14 protein-coding genes and 1 tRNA gene are annotated in these 14,786 nt (G+C 71.4%); 7 read left to right on the top strand and 8 right to left on the bottom strand.

The window, feature by feature from the left end:
* Positions 1-59: 59 nt before the first annotated feature.
* The 3 genes from kdpF to P3T35_RS35675 all read right to left on the bottom strand — a co-directional run bounded on the left by kdpF (position 60) and on the right by P3T35_RS35675 (position 4,859).
* Positions 60-149 carry a K(+)-transporting ATPase subunit F gene (gene kdpF, locus P3T35_RS35685; protein WP_101378623.1) on the bottom strand — a complete coding sequence of 30 codons (90 nt, stop codon included), beginning with the start codon at positions 147-149 and terminating at the stop codon, positions 60-62.
* Between the two features lie 491 nt (positions 150-640).
* Positions 641-2,692 carry an APC family permease gene (locus P3T35_RS35680; protein WP_280709195.1) on the bottom strand — a complete coding sequence of 684 codons (2,052 nt, stop codon included), beginning with the start codon at positions 2,690-2,692 and terminating at the stop codon, positions 641-643.
* A 286-nt stretch (positions 2,693-2,978) separates the two neighbouring features.
* Positions 2,979-4,859 carry an APC family permease gene (locus P3T35_RS35675; RefSeq protein ID WP_101381356.1) on the bottom strand — a complete coding sequence of 627 codons (1,881 nt, stop codon included), beginning with the start codon at positions 4,857-4,859 and terminating at the stop codon, positions 2,979-2,981.
* Between the two features lie 185 nt (positions 4,860-5,044).
* On the opposite strand from P3T35_RS35675, the gene P3T35_RS35670 reads away from it, so the two are divergent.
* A complete protein-coding gene (locus P3T35_RS35670; protein ID WP_143676861.1) occupies positions 5,045-5,533 on the top strand; it encodes a hypothetical protein in 489 nt (162 codons plus the stop codon).
* Here P3T35_RS35670 and P3T35_RS35665 read toward each other — a convergent pair.
* Together P3T35_RS35665 and P3T35_RS35660 are read right to left on the bottom strand one after the other, a co-directional pair.
* Positions 5,523-5,975: a hypothetical protein gene (locus tag P3T35_RS35665; protein WP_143676860.1), complete on the bottom strand. Its 453-nt coding sequence runs from the start codon at positions 5,973-5,975 to the stop codon at positions 5,523-5,525. The two genes, P3T35_RS35670 and P3T35_RS35665, sit on opposite strands and share 11 nt — an antisense overlap.
* Before the next feature lie 3 nt (positions 5,976-5,978).
* Complete coding sequence (locus tag P3T35_RS35660; RefSeq protein ID WP_101381353.1) at positions 5,979-6,473, bottom strand: universal stress protein; 495 nt, start codon at positions 6,471-6,473, stop codon at positions 5,979-5,981.
* 435 nt (positions 6,474-6,908) lie between these two features.
* Here P3T35_RS35660 and P3T35_RS35655 point away from each other — a divergent pair, with 435 nt between their 5' ends.
* On the top strand, positions 6,909-7,532 hold the full coding sequence (locus P3T35_RS35655) for a hypothetical protein (protein WP_101381352.1): 624 nt from the start codon (positions 6,909-6,911) through the stop codon (positions 7,530-7,532).
* Positions 7,533-7,764: 232 nt separating this feature from the next.
* On the opposite strand, the gene P3T35_RS35650 is transcribed toward P3T35_RS35655, so the two are convergent.
* Positions 7,765-7,845 (bottom strand) — tRNA-Tyr (locus tag P3T35_RS35650).
* Between the two features lie 189 nt (positions 7,846-8,034).
* On the opposite strand from P3T35_RS35650, the gene P3T35_RS35645 reads away from it, so the two are divergent.
* Complete coding sequence (locus P3T35_RS35645; RefSeq protein ID WP_101381351.1) at positions 8,035-8,523, top strand: YajQ family cyclic di-GMP-binding protein; 489 nt, start codon at positions 8,035-8,037, stop codon at positions 8,521-8,523.
* Positions 8,524-8,643: 120 nt separating this feature from the next.
* On the opposite strand, the gene P3T35_RS35640 is transcribed toward P3T35_RS35645, so the two are convergent.
* Entirely contained in the window at positions 8,644-9,903 is a 1,260-nt protein-coding gene (locus P3T35_RS35640; protein WP_101381350.1) for an alpha/beta hydrolase, read from the bottom strand.
* A gap of 94 nt (positions 9,904-9,997) precedes the next feature.
* Here P3T35_RS35640 and P3T35_RS35635 point away from each other — a divergent pair, with 94 nt between their 5' ends.
* The 4 genes from P3T35_RS35635 (at position 9,998) to mug (ending at position 13,315) form a co-directional block, all read left to right on the top strand.
* Positions 9,998-10,456 (top strand): MarR family transcriptional regulator, encoded by a 459-nt coding sequence (locus P3T35_RS35635; RefSeq protein ID WP_101381349.1) that lies wholly within the window; start codon positions 9,998-10,000, stop codon positions 10,454-10,456.
* Positions 10,457-10,762: 306 nt separating this feature from the next.
* Complete coding sequence (locus P3T35_RS35630) at positions 10,763-11,443, top strand: alpha/beta hydrolase (protein ID WP_101385134.1); 681 nt, start codon at positions 10,763-10,765, stop codon at positions 11,441-11,443.
* A gap of 271 nt (positions 11,444-11,714) precedes the next feature.
* Positions 11,715-12,761 carry a phosphatase PAP2 family protein gene (locus P3T35_RS35625; protein WP_101381348.1) on the top strand — a complete coding sequence of 349 codons (1,047 nt, stop codon included), beginning with the start codon at positions 11,715-11,717 and terminating at the stop codon, positions 12,759-12,761.
* Positions 12,758-13,315: a G/U mismatch-specific DNA glycosylase gene (mug, locus tag P3T35_RS35620; RefSeq protein WP_101381347.1), complete on the top strand. Its 558-nt coding sequence runs from the start codon at positions 12,758-12,760 to the stop codon at positions 13,313-13,315. The genes P3T35_RS35625 and mug overlap by 4 nt, the downstream gene beginning before the upstream one ends.
* A 147-nt stretch (positions 13,316-13,462) precedes the next feature.
* Here mug and P3T35_RS35615 read toward each other — a convergent pair whose 3' ends face one another.
* A complete protein-coding gene (locus P3T35_RS35615; protein ID WP_101381346.1) occupies positions 13,463-14,692 on the bottom strand; it encodes a citrate synthase in 1,230 nt (409 codons plus the stop codon).
* Positions 14,693-14,786 lie beyond the last annotated feature (94 nt).

The following is a 14,786-nucleotide window of genomic DNA, read 5'->3' as shown; positions in this document are numbered from 1 at the left end:
GGGCCAGCGCACCCACCAGGGCGAGCGCCTGCAGCCACCCAGCAAGAGTGGAACTCATGTCAGAACTTCTCCGGGTGGATCAGCGCCACGACGAGGTAGCCGATGAGCGCGACTGCGATGACCAGACCTGCGATGTTCTCGCCACTCACAGCTTCTCCACCCCCTTGGCGATCAGAGCGAGGACGGCGAACACGAGGACCGTGAGGCCGACGAAGACGAGATCGAGCATGAGCTCCACCAGTTGCTTCAGGAACGTTGCCGTGGGCGGCCCCAGGGCTCCGCACGACGCCGGTGGGCTACCGGCTCCAGTAGCAAACCGTCTGTTTCACGCCCCCCAGCGGTTATTGACGCCCTCCATACGGGCGGCTCCGTCATGTTGACGGCCCCCATACGGCTCTTGACGCGCCCCATACGCCGCCGTGATCGCCCCGTTAGCGCGCCCGAAACGGGTGCGGCCCACCGACGGCAGCGCGACGCGGGCAGGCTCGCCGACGGCAGCACGACGCGACGCAGGCCCAGACAGCAGCACCACGCGACGCAGGCCCACCGACAGCAGCACGACGCGACGCAGGCCCACCGACAGCAGCGGGCCCCGGAGCGACGTTCGCTCCGGGGCCCGCTGCGCCGCTGCGGCGGTGTGTCAGGCGTGCTCGGGTGCCTCGATCGGCTCCCGGCGCTTGCCGATCTTGTTGTTCAGCGGCTCACCGCGGCGCACCGCGCCCGGACCGCGCCGGGCCGGGTGGTCCGCCTTCGGCGCGGAGGACAGCTGCCAGGGCACGCTGATCACCATCACGCCGGGGGTGAAGAGCAGCCGGCTCTTCAGCCACAGCGCCGACTGGTTGTGCAGGAAGTGCTCCCACCAGTGGCCGACCACGTACTCCGGGATGAAGACCGCGACCGCGTCCCGCGGGCTGGTGCGGCGCACCGAGCGGACGTAGGCGACGACGGGCTTGGTTATCTCGCGGTACGGCGAGTCCAGCACCTTGAGCGGCACCCGGACGTCGAACTCCTGCCACTGCTCCTTGAGTTCCTCGGTGTCCTCCTTCTCCACCGAGACCGTGACCGCCTCCAGGGTGTCCGGGCGGAACGCCTCGGCGTACCCCAGGGCCCGCAGGGTCGGCTTGTGGAGCTTGGAGACCAGCACGATGCCGTGCACCTTGGACGGGCGGACCGAGTCGGCCTGCGGATCGTCCACAGTCAGCTCGTCGGCGACCGAGTCGTAGTGCTTGCGGATGCCGCGCATCATCACGAAGAGCACGATCGCGGCAAGCACCGCCAGCCAGGCGCCCTCCATGAACTTGGTGGCCATCACGATCACGAAGACCAGGCCGGTGGTGCAGGCACCGAAGGCGTTGATCACCCGGGAGCGCTGGGCGCCGGCCCGCACCTTGGGGTCGGTCTCGGTGCTCAGCACCTCGTTCCAGTGCCGGACCATGCCGATCTGGGAGAGCGTGAAGGAGGTGAACACACCCAGGATGTAGAGGTGGATCAGGTTGTCCACATTGGCCTTGTAGAACCACAGCAGCAGGACGTTCACCACGGCCAGCGCGATGATGCCGTTGGAGAACGCCAGGCGGTCGCCGCGGGTGTGGAACTGCCGGGGCAGGTAGCGGTGCTGGGCCAGGATCGAGCCGAGCAGCGGGAACCCGTTGAAGGCGGTGTTGGCGGCCAGGATCAGCACCAGCGCGGTGGCGGCCTGGATGAAGTAGAAGAGCGGGCTGTGGTCGCCGCCGAAGATCGACGAGGCGAGCTGGGCGATCACGGTGGGCTGCGAGGCCGTGTGGCAGTCGCCCTGGAAGCCGACCAACTGGCAGGTGTCGTTGGTCTTGTGCACCTTGGCGACCAGCGCCAGCACGGTGATGCCGATGAACATCACCACGGCGGTGATGCCCATCCAGGACATCGTGGTGGCGGCGTTCTTGGACTTCGGGGCCCGGAAGGCCGGCACGCCGTTGGAGATCGCCTCGACACCGGTGAGCGCGGTGCAGCCGGAGGCGAAGGCCTTCAGACCCAGCATGATCAGCGCCACGCCGGCCAGCGTGCCGTTGTGGTCGGTCGGGATGATCGCGTACTTGGCGCTCTCGGCCACGGGGGCGTGCCCGAAGGCCATCTTGATGAAGCCGGTGGCCACCATCAGCAGGATGCCGAAGATGAACATGTAGGTCGGCGCGGCGAACGCCTTGCCGGATTCCCGCACCCCGCGCAGGTTCATCGCGGCCAGCAGCGCCACGAAGCTGCAGGCCATCACGACCCGGTAGTCACCGAGCCCGGGGAACGCCGAGATGATGTTGTCCACGCCGGAGGCGACCGACACCGCGACGGTCATCACGTAGTCGACCATCAGCGAGGCGGCCACCACCAGACCGGCCTTGGCGCCGAGGTTGCGCGTCACCACCTCGTAGGAGCCGCCGCCGCCGGGGTAGGCGTGCACCACCTGGCGGTAGGAGAGGACCACCACCGCCATCAGTGCCACGACGCCGAGGGCGACCCATGGCGTCAGGTAGAGGAACGCGGTGCCGCCGACGGTGAGCACCAGCAGGATCTCCTCGGTGGCGTAGGCCACCGAGGAGAGCGGGTCGGACGCGAAGATCGGCAGCGCCAGGCGCTTGGGGAGCAGGGTCTCGCCCAGCTCCTCGCTGCGCATGGCCTTGCCGATCACGAGGCGCTTGAGCGCCGAGGGCACATTGAACACATCCGGGAGCGTATGCGGCCTGGGCGTAAAGGCAATGGGCGATCCACAGCGCCCCAGACGCCGTCCGGCCTGGCCCGTCGGGAGAGTCTCCGCAGGCCAGGCCGGGTGCGAGTGGCTGAGAGCGGGCTCCACGGGGGACGTTAAGAGCCGGTGTTAAGAGCCCGTCAAAATACTCAGCTGTTATCTCACCTATACGCTAATCGTGACGTTTGGGCTCCGTTTTTGGGGCCAAAGCGCGCTGCGGGCCTTACAAGCTTAGGTATCCGGGGCTCTGCGCACCGCAGGCTCACATGTGCAGCCGCAGCCGGCAGACCACCGCGTCGGTGTGCCGGCGCAGCGCCCGGTCGATCAGCACCCCGCGCTGGTTCTGCAGCGCCCGCTGCCACAGCCGCACCGGCTCCACCTCGGCGATCAGCACCGTCACGCGCTCGGCGCTCAGCCCCTGCACGAAGCCGACCAGCGGCCGGCCGAGCCGCCGGTGCGCATCCGCCACCTCGACCAGCGGCACCCCCGGCCGCCACAGCTCCCAGTCCCGGCGCAACGCCTGGATGGCCTGCGTGTCCTCGGCGTCCGGGTCGGTGGGCACCACGGTGACCGCCAGCACCTCGTCACCCAGCGACATCGCGGCGGCCAGCGCCTCCCGGGTCAGCCGGGAGATCGAGTGGACCGGGACCACCACGGTGGAGCGCCGCCGGACCACCGGACCGGGGATCCGGCCCAGCTCCAACCGCTCGCCGATCCGGCCGTACGCCCGGTGCACCGCCTCGAAGACCAGCACCAGCACCGGCAGCGCGACCACCACGCCCCAGGCGCCCTCGGTGAACTTGGTGCCGGTCACCACCAGGGTGGCCACCCCGGTCAGCACCGCGCCGAAGCCGTTGAGCGCCGCCTTGCCGCGCCAACCGGCACCGCGCTCCAGCCGCCAGTGCCTGACCATGCCGACCTGGCAGATGGTGAAGCCGACGAAGACGCCGATCGAGAACAGCGGCACCAGGCTGTTCACATCGCCGCCGGAGGCCACCAGCAGCCCGGCCGAGACCAGCGCCAGGAAGAGCACGCCGTGCCGGTGCACCTGGTGGTCGGCGCGCAGCGCGAAGACGTGCGGCAGGTGGTTGTCCCGGGCCAGCAGCCGCATCAGCACCGGCAGCCCGCCGAACGAGGTGTTGGCGGCCAGCGCCAGCAGCACAACGGTGGCGAACTGCACCAGGTAGAACCCGAAGCCGTGCCCCAGCGAGGCGTCCGCCAGCTGCGCCAACAGCGTGACGCCGTCCACCGGCCGCAGGTGGAACCGGCCGATCAGCACCGCGAGACCGATCAGCATCACGCCGAGCAGCGCGCCCAGCGCGACCTCGGTGTGCTGGGCCCGCTTCGCCCGGGGAGCCCGGAAGCTCGGCACCGCGTTGGCCACCGCCTCCACCCCGGTGAGCGCCGAGCAGCCGGACGCGAAGGCCTTGAGCAGCAGCAGCGCGCCGACCCCGGTGGCGTTCTGGGCCACCACCGAGGCGTGGCCGGCCGCCGCCGCGGTGCTGGCCGGGTGGGAGCGGAACAGGCCGACCACGATGATCGCCATGATCGACAGCACGAAGACCGCGGTCGGCGCCATGAACCAGCGGGCCGACTCGGCGATCCCGCGCAGGTTCACCGCAGTCACCAGCACCAGCACGGCGAGGCAGAGCAGCACCCGGTGCGGATAGAACCCCGGGAAAGCCGAGGTCAGCGCCGCCACGCCGGCCGTCACACTGACCGCGACATTGAGGATGTAGTCGATCACCAGCGAGGCCGCGGCGGTCAGCGCGGTGCGCCGGCCCAGGTGGGTCTTGGCCACCGCGTAGGAGCCGCCGCCGTCCGGGAAGGCCGCGATCACCTGGCGGTAGGAGGCGGTGAGCACCGCGAGCAGCACCGCGATCGCGACGGTGACCGGAAGCGTGAAGCCCAGCCCGTAGCTGCCGGCCGCGGCCAGCACCAGGACGATCGACTCCGGTCCGTAGGCCACCGAGGCCATCGCGTCCAGCGAGAGGGCGGCGAGTCCGCCGAGCGCGGTCAGCTTGTCCCGGTCATGGCGCTTGTCCCGGTCACGGCGCTTGTCCTGCCCGCTTGGTGACGCGGCCTCGGGTTCAGGAGGATCGGTCGGCTCGGCGGCCTGGGCGGCCCGGGGAGTCAGTGGCATCGCGGTGGTCCTTAACGCTCGGTGCGCCGGGCTGGCGCTCGATGCATCGTCCCCGGGCGGCCGGCGCCGGGCCGGCGATCCATACGCGTTCGATACGCCATCAGAGGGATCCCTGACGCGCCGTTCACGCGAGGTGGATCCGTTTCGAGGCGGCGTGCGTCTGACCGGGGTCCAGGCTGTGGAACATGAGCGGGAAGGCAGGCGAGGTGGTCATGCGCAGAGGGATTCTGGCCGGTGTGGCGATACTTGGGGTAGCAGTGGCGGTCGCGGGGTGCGGGTCGGGCGCGACCAAGGCCACCACGCCGGGCGGCGCGATCAGCGTCTCCGCGTCCCCCAGCACGGCGGCACTCCGGCTGACGGACAGCGCCAACAACACCACCGTGCACGCCGCCGTCGGGCAGACGGTCGTGGTCGCCCTCGGCAGCAGCTACTGGTCCGAGGTCACCAGCTCGGCGCCGCAGCTCCTCCAGCGGGTCGCCCAGTCCCACCCGATGACCGGCACCAGCCCGTCGTTCTGCCCGCCCGGCGGCGGCTGCGGGGCGCAACCCAGCAGCTTCGTCGCCAAGGCCGCGGGCAGCGCCCAGCTGACGGCCGATCGGCACGTCTGCGGGGAGGCCATGGCCTGCAGCCCCGACCAGCGCACCTTCACGGTCACCGTGGAGATCACCGGCTGACGCCCCATCGGCCGGCCGGCCCGGCCCCGCCCGGGTGGTACGGCGCCAGCCGCTCCACCCGGATCCGGCGGCGCGGCAGCGTGCCCGGCAGCGCCGCGAGCAGCGCCGCCCCGGCCAGCAGCCCGATCCGGCCCAGCTCCACCCCGGCGCCCGCCCACACCACGGTGGCGAACCGGTGCACGGCGAACCCGTTGTAGAAGAGCCACCCCACCCCGCCGACCACGGGCGCCGCGGCCGGCCGGGCCAGGGCCCCGAGCAGCGCGCAGAGCGTCGCGAAGGCCCCCAGCGCGAACCAGCCGGCCCGCAACTCCCCCACCACGGCCAGCCCGGCGGCCAGCGCCGCCCCCGCGGGCACCGCGAGCGCGCCCGCCATCGACACCGCCAACCGGTCCACCACCGGGTGGAACAACCGCCCACCGGGCCGGACTTGATACAACCGCACGGCTCAGTACCCGACGTGCGCGAGCGCGAGCCGCCGGGTCAACCGGTCCAACTCCCGCTGCAGCTCGGGCCGTGGCACGGTGAGCACCGGGCAGCCCGCGCGCCGCTGGCAGTACCGCGCCACCGACGGCCACAGCCGCCGCCACCATCGGCGCCCGCCGGCCCCGATCACCAGCAGGTCGTCCGGCCGGTCCGCCGCCGCGACCAGCGCCGCCCCCGGCTCGCCCCGCACCGCCACGCAGCTCAGCCGCACCCCGACGCCACCGGTCGGAAACGCCTGCGCCATCGCCTCCCGCAACCGCTGCACCGCCGCGTCCCGGCAGGTGGACAGCAGCGGCGGGCAGGGCGCACGGCGGAAGCCGTACTCCCCGCCCGGCGGCGTCCACACCAGCACCACCAGCAGCTCCGCCTCGGCCTGCCGCGCCAGCCCCACCGCCCGGTGCAGCGCGGCCAGACTGCCGAGCGACCCGCTGACCCCCGCGACGATCCGCCCGCCCATCGCCCGCACCCCTTCGTCCGCCGGCTTCCTCCCCCACCCAACCGGACCCCGCACCCCGCACCCCCGCCCTTGACGCTTCCCTGACGCCCCCACCCGCCGTCCCAACGCACCCCTGACACCCAGCCAGGGCAAACAAAAGCGGCCTCCGATCCACTCAGTGGATCGGAGGCCGCTTCGCTACCCAGTGGTGGTAGGCCGCTGGCCGCGCTGTGCCGGCGGCGGGGTGCGCCCGACGCGCGGGGCACAGCATCGCCGTCCTGCTCCGCGTCCATGCGAAGTGCATCCACGGCGACGAGGACCACGCCAACCGGCTGATCACCGAACGGCTCCAGCGGCGGACCGCTCCCCCGCCGTTCGGAGCCGTCCGGCCGATCACGTGAAGGTGGAGGAAAAGGGCGGGCCGGAGGCCGCTGGCTCCTGGTAGAACATGGGCCGATGGGTATCCAGGAGCGTGACCGCAAGGTGCACCAACCGCTAAGGCGGGCTGGCCTCAAGGTGATCCCGAACGCTGTACCGGACGGCACGATGCCGTGTGTCTGCGGTTACGGTGCCGAGGACGTAGCCGACGGCTTCTTCCACCGGTACGACACCCCACGGCTGGTCGAGCGACTCAATGCGGACTGGTACGACCTCGCCGTCTCCTCGGGCCTTCTCGACCATCAGCGCGAGTTCCTCGTGCAGCTTCCACAGGGCACCCGTTCGCACCGGGCCGCTCTGCAGCACCTGCACAGTGGCAACGATGCGCCGGCGCTTTGGACCCGGGTCCGGCTCCTGGAGCGCTGGGACATCATGGGCCGGGGTGCGGGATCGGCGTTCCTCGGCGTTCATGCGGGCCACCCGGGCTTCGCCATGATGGCTCTGGACGGCAGCGTGTTCGTCTGTGCGTCGACGGGCGAGATCGGCGTCGATGTGCTCGCGGTGCGCCGCCCAGACCGCCCGGAGAACGTCCTGCGACGCCTGGAGTGGATCGCCCGTCATGACGATCCCTACAACCGCGAGCTCAAGCAGCGGGTCGCCGTCTGGCTCGCCGACCGTCCGGGGACCATTCCGGGTCGCTGACGACGTGCAAGGCCCTGGCTGATCCCCACTTGCTCGGCCGGACAGCTCCGAGCCGAGGGCGCGTGAGTTTGGTCCGCGCCTGGTCCGGAACTGCTGGTCAGGACTGGGATCAGCGCGAATCAAGGTGAGACGAACCACCCAGATCGACCATCCGGCGCAACCCGCCGTTCGAATACAAGAAAAAGGCCCCTGATCCGCGTTTCCGCAGATCAGGGGCCTTCTCTTTATCCTGTGGCTGGTGCAGGGTTCGAACCTGCGTAGCTTGCGCGACAGATTTACAGTCTGCTCCCTTTGGCCGCTCGGGCAACCAGCCAGGATGTTTGCCTCCCGGGGCTTGCCCCGTTCGACTGGGTAAACGATACCTGATGGCAGGGGGTGCTCCGCCACTCGGTTGGTCACGTGATGATCAAGGCCGGTGGGCGGGGTGGCGCTGGATAGGCTGTGGGCTCGTGAAGACCCCGCAGTGGCGGGGAAAGGCGCCGAGTCAAGGAGACGACGACAGATGGCCGACTCCAGTTTCGACATCGTCTCGAAGGTCGACAGGATGGAGGTCGACAACGCGATCAACCAGGCTGGCCGGGAGATCGCCACCCGCTACGACTTCAAGAACGTCGGGGCCTCCATCGCCTGGTCGGGCGAGAAGATCGAGCTGAAGGCAGACGGCGAGGAGCGGGTCAAGGCCATCCTCGACGTCTTCCAGAGCAAGCTGGTGGCACGCAAGGTCTCGCTCAAGGCGCTGGACGCGGGCGACCCGCAGCTGTCCGGCAAGGAGTACAAGATCTTCGCGACCATCAAGGAGGGCATCTCCCAGGAGAACGCCAAGAAGATCTCGAAGATCATCCGGGACGAGGGCCCCAAGGGCGTGAAGGCCCAGATCCAGGGCGAGGAGCTGCGCGTCTCCTCGAAGAGCCGGGACGACCTGCAGGCCGTGCAGGCGCTGCTCCGCGACAAGGACCTGGACTTCGCGGTGCAGTACGTGAACTACCGCTAGCCAACCGCTCCGACCTGCGGAAACGCTAGGCCCCTGAGCCGGGAGGGCAGATCGAAGGCGGCGCGCTGAGGAGACCCTCACTCGCCGCCTTCGTCCTGCCCTCCCGGCTCACCACGGGAGCTACGCGCCGCGCCGGACCTCGGCAAGGTGCGTCGGGGCGGCGCCGAGCCACCAGGCGGGGTCGGCACTGTGATCGGTGGTGCGACCGTCGCGGTGCACGTAGTGCCGCACGTCTCGCCCGGGGGCGCCGAACTCGCCGTCGAGGGCCCGCTCCAGCCACTCGGCGCCGAACCGGAATGCCTCGGCCGCCACGCCCCCGAGGGGGTGGAACTCGTCCTCGTAGACCCGCAGTTCCTTGGGGGCGCGAACCTTCTCGAAGTTCGCCAGCGCCTGGCCGAGGTCGGTGAGCTCGTCGAACTCGCCGATGCCGTACAGCACCGGGCAGGTGATCTCGGCGACCAGGTCGCCGAGCGGCATCCGCTGGGCCAGGTCCCGGTCGAAGGCGTCCTCGTCGGTGTACCCGGACATGTACATGTAGTTGTTCTTGAACGTCGGCTGGGCGCGCTCGAAGATGGTCGTGAAGTCGCCCGTGACCGCCTCGAAAGCGGCCAGCGCGGCCAGGCGGCGGTCTGTGGCAGCGGCCCGCGAGCCCCAGTAACCGCTCATCGAGATGCCGAACATGCCGATCCGGTCCGCGTCGACCTCCGGCAGCCCGGCCAAGTAGTCGAGGTAACGGCCGATCGCCCGCTCGTAGTTGGTCAGGTCGACGGTGAGTCCGCCGGATCGGCTCTCACCCTGGCCCGGTCCCTCGATGGACAGCGCGACCATCCCCCGAGAGGTGTAGTAGCGCTCGGCGGCCCAGATGTAGTCCTCCTTGATCATGTCCATCCCCGGGCCGAGGATGACGGCCGGCGCGTTCCGGACCTCGCCGGCCGGCAGGTGCAGGAGCGCGTGGATGCTCCCGCCCTCGAAGTCCAGCATCACCCGGCGGACCCGGTCGTCGCGCAGCGCACCCAGGCGGGCCACGCAGTGGTCGGCGCGTCCGCGCATGGCCGCCTTGCGGGGGTCGGCGGCATCGAAGATCGAGTACTGAGCGCGTCCCCACATCACCGCGGCCCGGAGGTAGAGGTCGGCGGCGGTCTGCGCGAATCCACCCTGGTCGTGGTGCGCGGCGCGCTGCTCGGCCTGGGCGGCCACCGTCGCCCACGCCTTGGGCAGCATCGCACCGCTCTTGACCAGCGCGAAGACCTTCGCGAAGTCGGTGTGGTCGTGGCCGAGCTGCTCCATCGTCCCGACGGCCTCGGGGTGCAGCGCGTCGAAACCACCCTGGGCGAGGGCGATGTCCAGCGCCCAGCTCTGGCCTGCCGAACGGATCGTCATGACGGTTCCTCTCTAGAGGCACTTCAGTAAGTACTTAGCTATTAAGTACTTAGGCTAATCTGATGTCAAGTCGACCGACGCGAGGAGCACCGACATGACCGAGCCGCCGCTCACCCCCGACCGCGCCCAGGCGCTCGATCGGCTCGCCCGAGCCGCCTACCGACTCAGCGCCTCGGACGCGCGGCTGCGCGGACGCGCCACCCGCACCCCCGGAGCCCTGTCCCTCACCCACGCCCGAGCGCTGCGCACCCTGGCCGAGCAGGGGCCGCTGACCATCAGTCAACTCGCTTCCGGCACCGAGACCACCGGCGCCGCCACCACCCAACTGGTCAACGGACTGGTCGCGGCGGGCTACGTCACTCGCGAGCGCGCTCCCGAGGACAAGCGGTCCGTGCAGGTCGCCCTCACCGAGGCCGGGTGGTCGCGGCACCGCCAGCGCCAGCAAGTGCTGAGCGGAGCCCTGCACGCCGACCTGGCCGACTACGACGACGCCGCCCTCGACAGTGCCGCCGAGGTGCTGCAACGACTGTCCGCCGTCTACGACCGGCTGTGAGCCTGGAGGCCGGTGTGCCCGACGGCGGGTGGCGGAGAACCGGGCTGATGCCGGCACCCGGGTTGACGCCGTCGATAACCAGGTCATCCGGCGGGCCGGTTCGAGCCTGCCGAGGTCGGCCACCTCGGCAACCGCCTCGGTGGGCACGTAGATCGGCCGAGGTGCCGGCCGCGAGTCGAATACAGCCTCACCGAGCTGGGCATGGACGCCTGTGTCCCGCTGGCACACCTGCGCAGCCGGGTGGAGCTCGACATCGACCGTTTCTCCGAAGCCTCATCACCCCAACTCATCGACAGGAGAGACGAGATGGCGACGTTCGTGCTGGTGCACGGGGCGTGGCACGGCGGCTGGTGCTGGCGCCCGGTGGCCGATCGACTGCGGGCGGCCGGGCACCGGGTGTTCACGCCGACGCTGACCGGGCTGGGTGAGCGGGCGCATCTGCGGTCGGCCGGGACCGGGCTGTCGACGCATGTGGCTGACGTGTGCGGGGTGCTCCGGTACGAGGAGGTGCGGGACGTGGTGCTGGTGGGCCACAGTTACGCGGGGTTCGTGGTGCGCGAGGCCGCGGACCGGATGCCCGAGCGGGTGGGGCGGCTGGTGATGGTGGACGCCTGGGCGGGACGGGACGGCGAGTCGTTCTACGACCGGGCCCCGGAGCGGTTCCGGCAGTGGCTCGACGCCGCCACCGAGGGCGAGGTGCTGCGGGTGCCGAACCCGGCCGCGGTCGGGGTGACGGACCCGGCGACGGCGGCCTGGCTGGAGCCACTGCTGACCCCGCAGCCGCGGCGCACCTTCAGCGAGCCGACCCGGCTCACCGGTGCGGTCGAGGAGATCCCGTGCCGGGCGGTCCTGTGCGTGCCGGCCCGGCTGCCGTTCGCCGCGACGGCCACCGAGTTCGGCTGGGAGCAGGTGGAGCTGGCCACAGGGCACGACGCGATGCTGACCGCCCCCGAGGAGCTGGCCCGGCTGCTGCTCGAATCGCTCTGAGCCACCACGGCCCGCCCATCGGATGTAAAGACCGAGCAAAGGTAAGGTCAGGCCGTAGCGAAAGGCAGCGGGCTATTTCCGCGTCAGCTGTGAGTTTATGAGAGTTCGGTGTGTGCCTGTCGCGGAGGCGTCCGCCCTGGTGCGGGCCCGGGCGGCGGCCCAGGGCCGAAGGCCTGCGGATGCGGAGGAGGCGTGCTCAGTAAATATTAAAAATAGGGCATTAGGTTGACCCGGCTTGCCCCACCAGCATCTCTCGAAGGGGACGCCACCGGTGACCAGCCTGCTCGAGTCCGCACGTCCTGCCCCCGACCGCCGCGCCCGGGCGGCGCTGCTGGGGCGGCTCCGGCACGTCAGACACCTGCGGTGGCTAGCCTGGCCGACGTACTTCTGGCTGTTCTGGCACTGCTACCAGCTGTACGGGCTGCCGTTCCAGAACGACCTGGTGTTCTGCTGGCTGATGGGCGCGCTGATCGCCGCCTGCCTGCACAGCGGGCACTGGTTCGGCTGGCTGAAGGTGCTGCGCGACTGGGTGCCGGTGATGGCCGCCGTCTATGCGTACTCCTTGCTGCGCGGCTACGGTGCGCACACCCCGTGGAAGGTGCACTGGGCACCCCAGCTGGCCTTCGACAAGGCGGTGGGCTTCGGGCAGGTGTGGTCCGTCCGACTGCAGCACTGGCTGTACACCCCGGGCCATCCGCACTGGTACGACTACCTCTGCACGGCCGTCTACATGTCGCACTTCTTCGCGGTCTTCGTGGTGATGGCCTGGCTGTGGAAGCGGCGGCACGACCGGTTCACCCGCCTGGTCGCGCTCTACCTGGCCCTGACCTTCGCCGCCTTCGCCACCTATGTGCTCTACCCGGCCGACCCGCCGTGGCTGACCGCGCAGAACGGGCACCTGCCGCAGCTGACCCGGGTGGTCTCGGACGTGCTCACGCAGTCGGGCCTGCCCCGGGCCGGCTCGATCTTCGAGAACGGCAGCCGGTTCGACAACGACGTGGCCGCGATGCCCTCGCTGCACGCCGCCTACCCGATGCTGCTGGCACTGTTCTTCTGGCCCACCGCCGGCCGCAAGCTGCGGGTGCTGCTGGCGCTCTATCCGCTGGCGATGGCGTTCACCCTGGTCTACGGCGCCGAGCACTTCGTGATCGACATCCTGTTCGGCTGGACGTACGCGGCCGTCGTGGTGCTGGGCCTGGGCCGGCTGCTGGACCGCCGGGCCACCCGTCTCGCGGTCCGCAAGACGGCCCGCGAGAGTGCCCGCCAATCGGCCCTCGCGACCGGCGGTGCGCTGGCGGATAGCAGACTGGCCGGGTGACCACTCCTCCGCCGCGCCCCACGCCCGCCGAACTCGCCGCCGCCCAGGACCGCACCATCCCCGATGTGACCGGCCCCGGACTGCGGGTGCTGTTCTGCGGCATCAACCCGGGCCTGTGGTCCGGCGCCACCGGACACCACTTCGCCCGGCCCGGCAACCGGTTCTGGCCGGCGTTGCACCGCTCCGGCTTCACCCCGCGCCGGCTGGCCCCGCACGAGCAGGAACAGCTGCCGGCGCTGGGCCTGGGCATCACCAATGTGGTCGCCCGGGCCTCGGCCAAGGCGGACGAGCTGAGCCGGGCGGAACTGCGTGCCGGAGGCGAGGCGCTGCGCGAGCGGGTGGCGGGGCTGCGGCCGCGGGTGCTGGCCGTCCTCGGCATCGGCGCCTACCGCATGGCCTTCGGGCAGCCGAAGGCGGTGATCGGGCGGCAGGCCGAGCGGCTGGGCGACACCGAGGTGTGGGCGCTGCCCAACCCCAGCGGACTGAACGCGCACTACACCCTGGACGCGCTGGCCGAGGAGTTCCGCACGCTGCGCGAGGCCGTCGAGCGCTAGCGCGTCAGTCGCCAGAACACCAGTCGCCGGCACATCAGTCGCCAGCGCGTCCGTCGCCGGCACATCAGACGCCAGTCGCCAGCGCGTCCGTCGCCAGAACACCCCTCGCCGGCACGCCTGCCGCCGGCGCGTCAGCCGTTCGGCGCGTCAGTCCGCCTGCGGGCGCGGCCCGGTGTAGCTGCCCCGGGCCCGCATCCGCAGCGGCTCCTCGCGGTACTCCTCCACCGCGTGGGCCAGCCAGCCCGGCGTACGGGCCACCGCGAAGACCACCTCACCCGCCTCCGACGGCAGGTCGGCGGCCAGTGCCAGCGCGGCCAGTGCCAGGTCGATGTTGGCCCGCAGCGCCGGCCGGCCCGCCGGGCCCGCGGCCCCCTCCACCTCGGCGACCGCCGCCACCACGCGTGCCCCGCCGTCCAGCCGGCCCACCGCGTCCAGCAGCGCCACGGCCCGGGGATCGCCCTCCGGGTAGAGCCGGTGCCCCAGCCCCGGAATCGGCCGACCGGTGCGCAGGTAGTCGGAGACCACCGGCACGGCGCCGCCGGCCAGCACCTCGCCGAGCATCCGGTGGGCCAGCGAGCTGGCCGCGCCGTGCAGCGGGCCGTCGGTGGCGCCGAGCCCGGCGGAGACAACGGCATACGGATGGGCGCGCGCCGAGGCCGCCACCCGCGCGGCCACGGTGGACACCGCCAGCTCGTGGTCGAGCAGCAGCACCAGGGCGCGGTCCAGGCAGGCCAGCGCCTCGGGCGGGGGCGCCGCGGCGGCCAGCCGGCTCCACAGCCGCGCCGCCAGGGGGGCGTCCGGGCCGGGGTCGGGCCCGGTGCGCGGCAGCGCCTCCACCATCCCGGCGATCAGCGCCGCCCCGGCCGCCAGCACGGTCTGCTCGCGCAGATCGAAGCGGAGCGGGTCGAGCGCGGCGGCGACGGTGGCCGAGATCCGCAGCCGGTCGGGCAGCCGGATCCCGTCGGGCAGTGCGGCGGCGGCCCGGGCCAGCGCCTCTGCGGTGGCGGGCGGCACCCGCAGCGTCACCGGGGCGTCGCCACCCAGGCCCCACAGCCAGCCGATCCCCGCCTCGAAGCCGTACCGGGCGGCCAGCTCGACGGCGTCCCGGCCGCGGTAGTAGAGCCGGCCGTCCTCGATCAGGGTCAGCCCGGTGTGGACCGTGACCGGTTCGCCGGCCGGCGGGCGCACCGGGGTGCGGCGGCCGCGGGCGGCCAGCTCGGCCACCTCGCGGGCGTCGAAGGTGCTGCCCTTGCCGCCCGGGGCCCGTTCACTGCTGAGCTGGCCGCGGCTGGCGTAGGCGTACACCGTCTCCACCTTGACGCCGAGTTGCTCGGCGACCTGCTGGGTGGTCAGCCGTTCGCTGCGGATCTCGGCCATGGACCCCTCGTCCTCCTCAGCGCGCCTGACGATTCACCGCGCCTTGATGGTTCACCGCTCCTTGACGATGACGTGCAGTATTCCACATTGATTT

The organism is Kitasatospora sp. GP30 (assembly GCF_029892145.1).
GTDB classification, from domain to species: Bacteria; Actinomycetota; Actinomycetes; order Streptomycetales; family Streptomycetaceae; genus Kitasatospora; species Kitasatospora acidiphila.
This window is presented reverse-complemented; position numbering and strand designations above follow the sequence as displayed.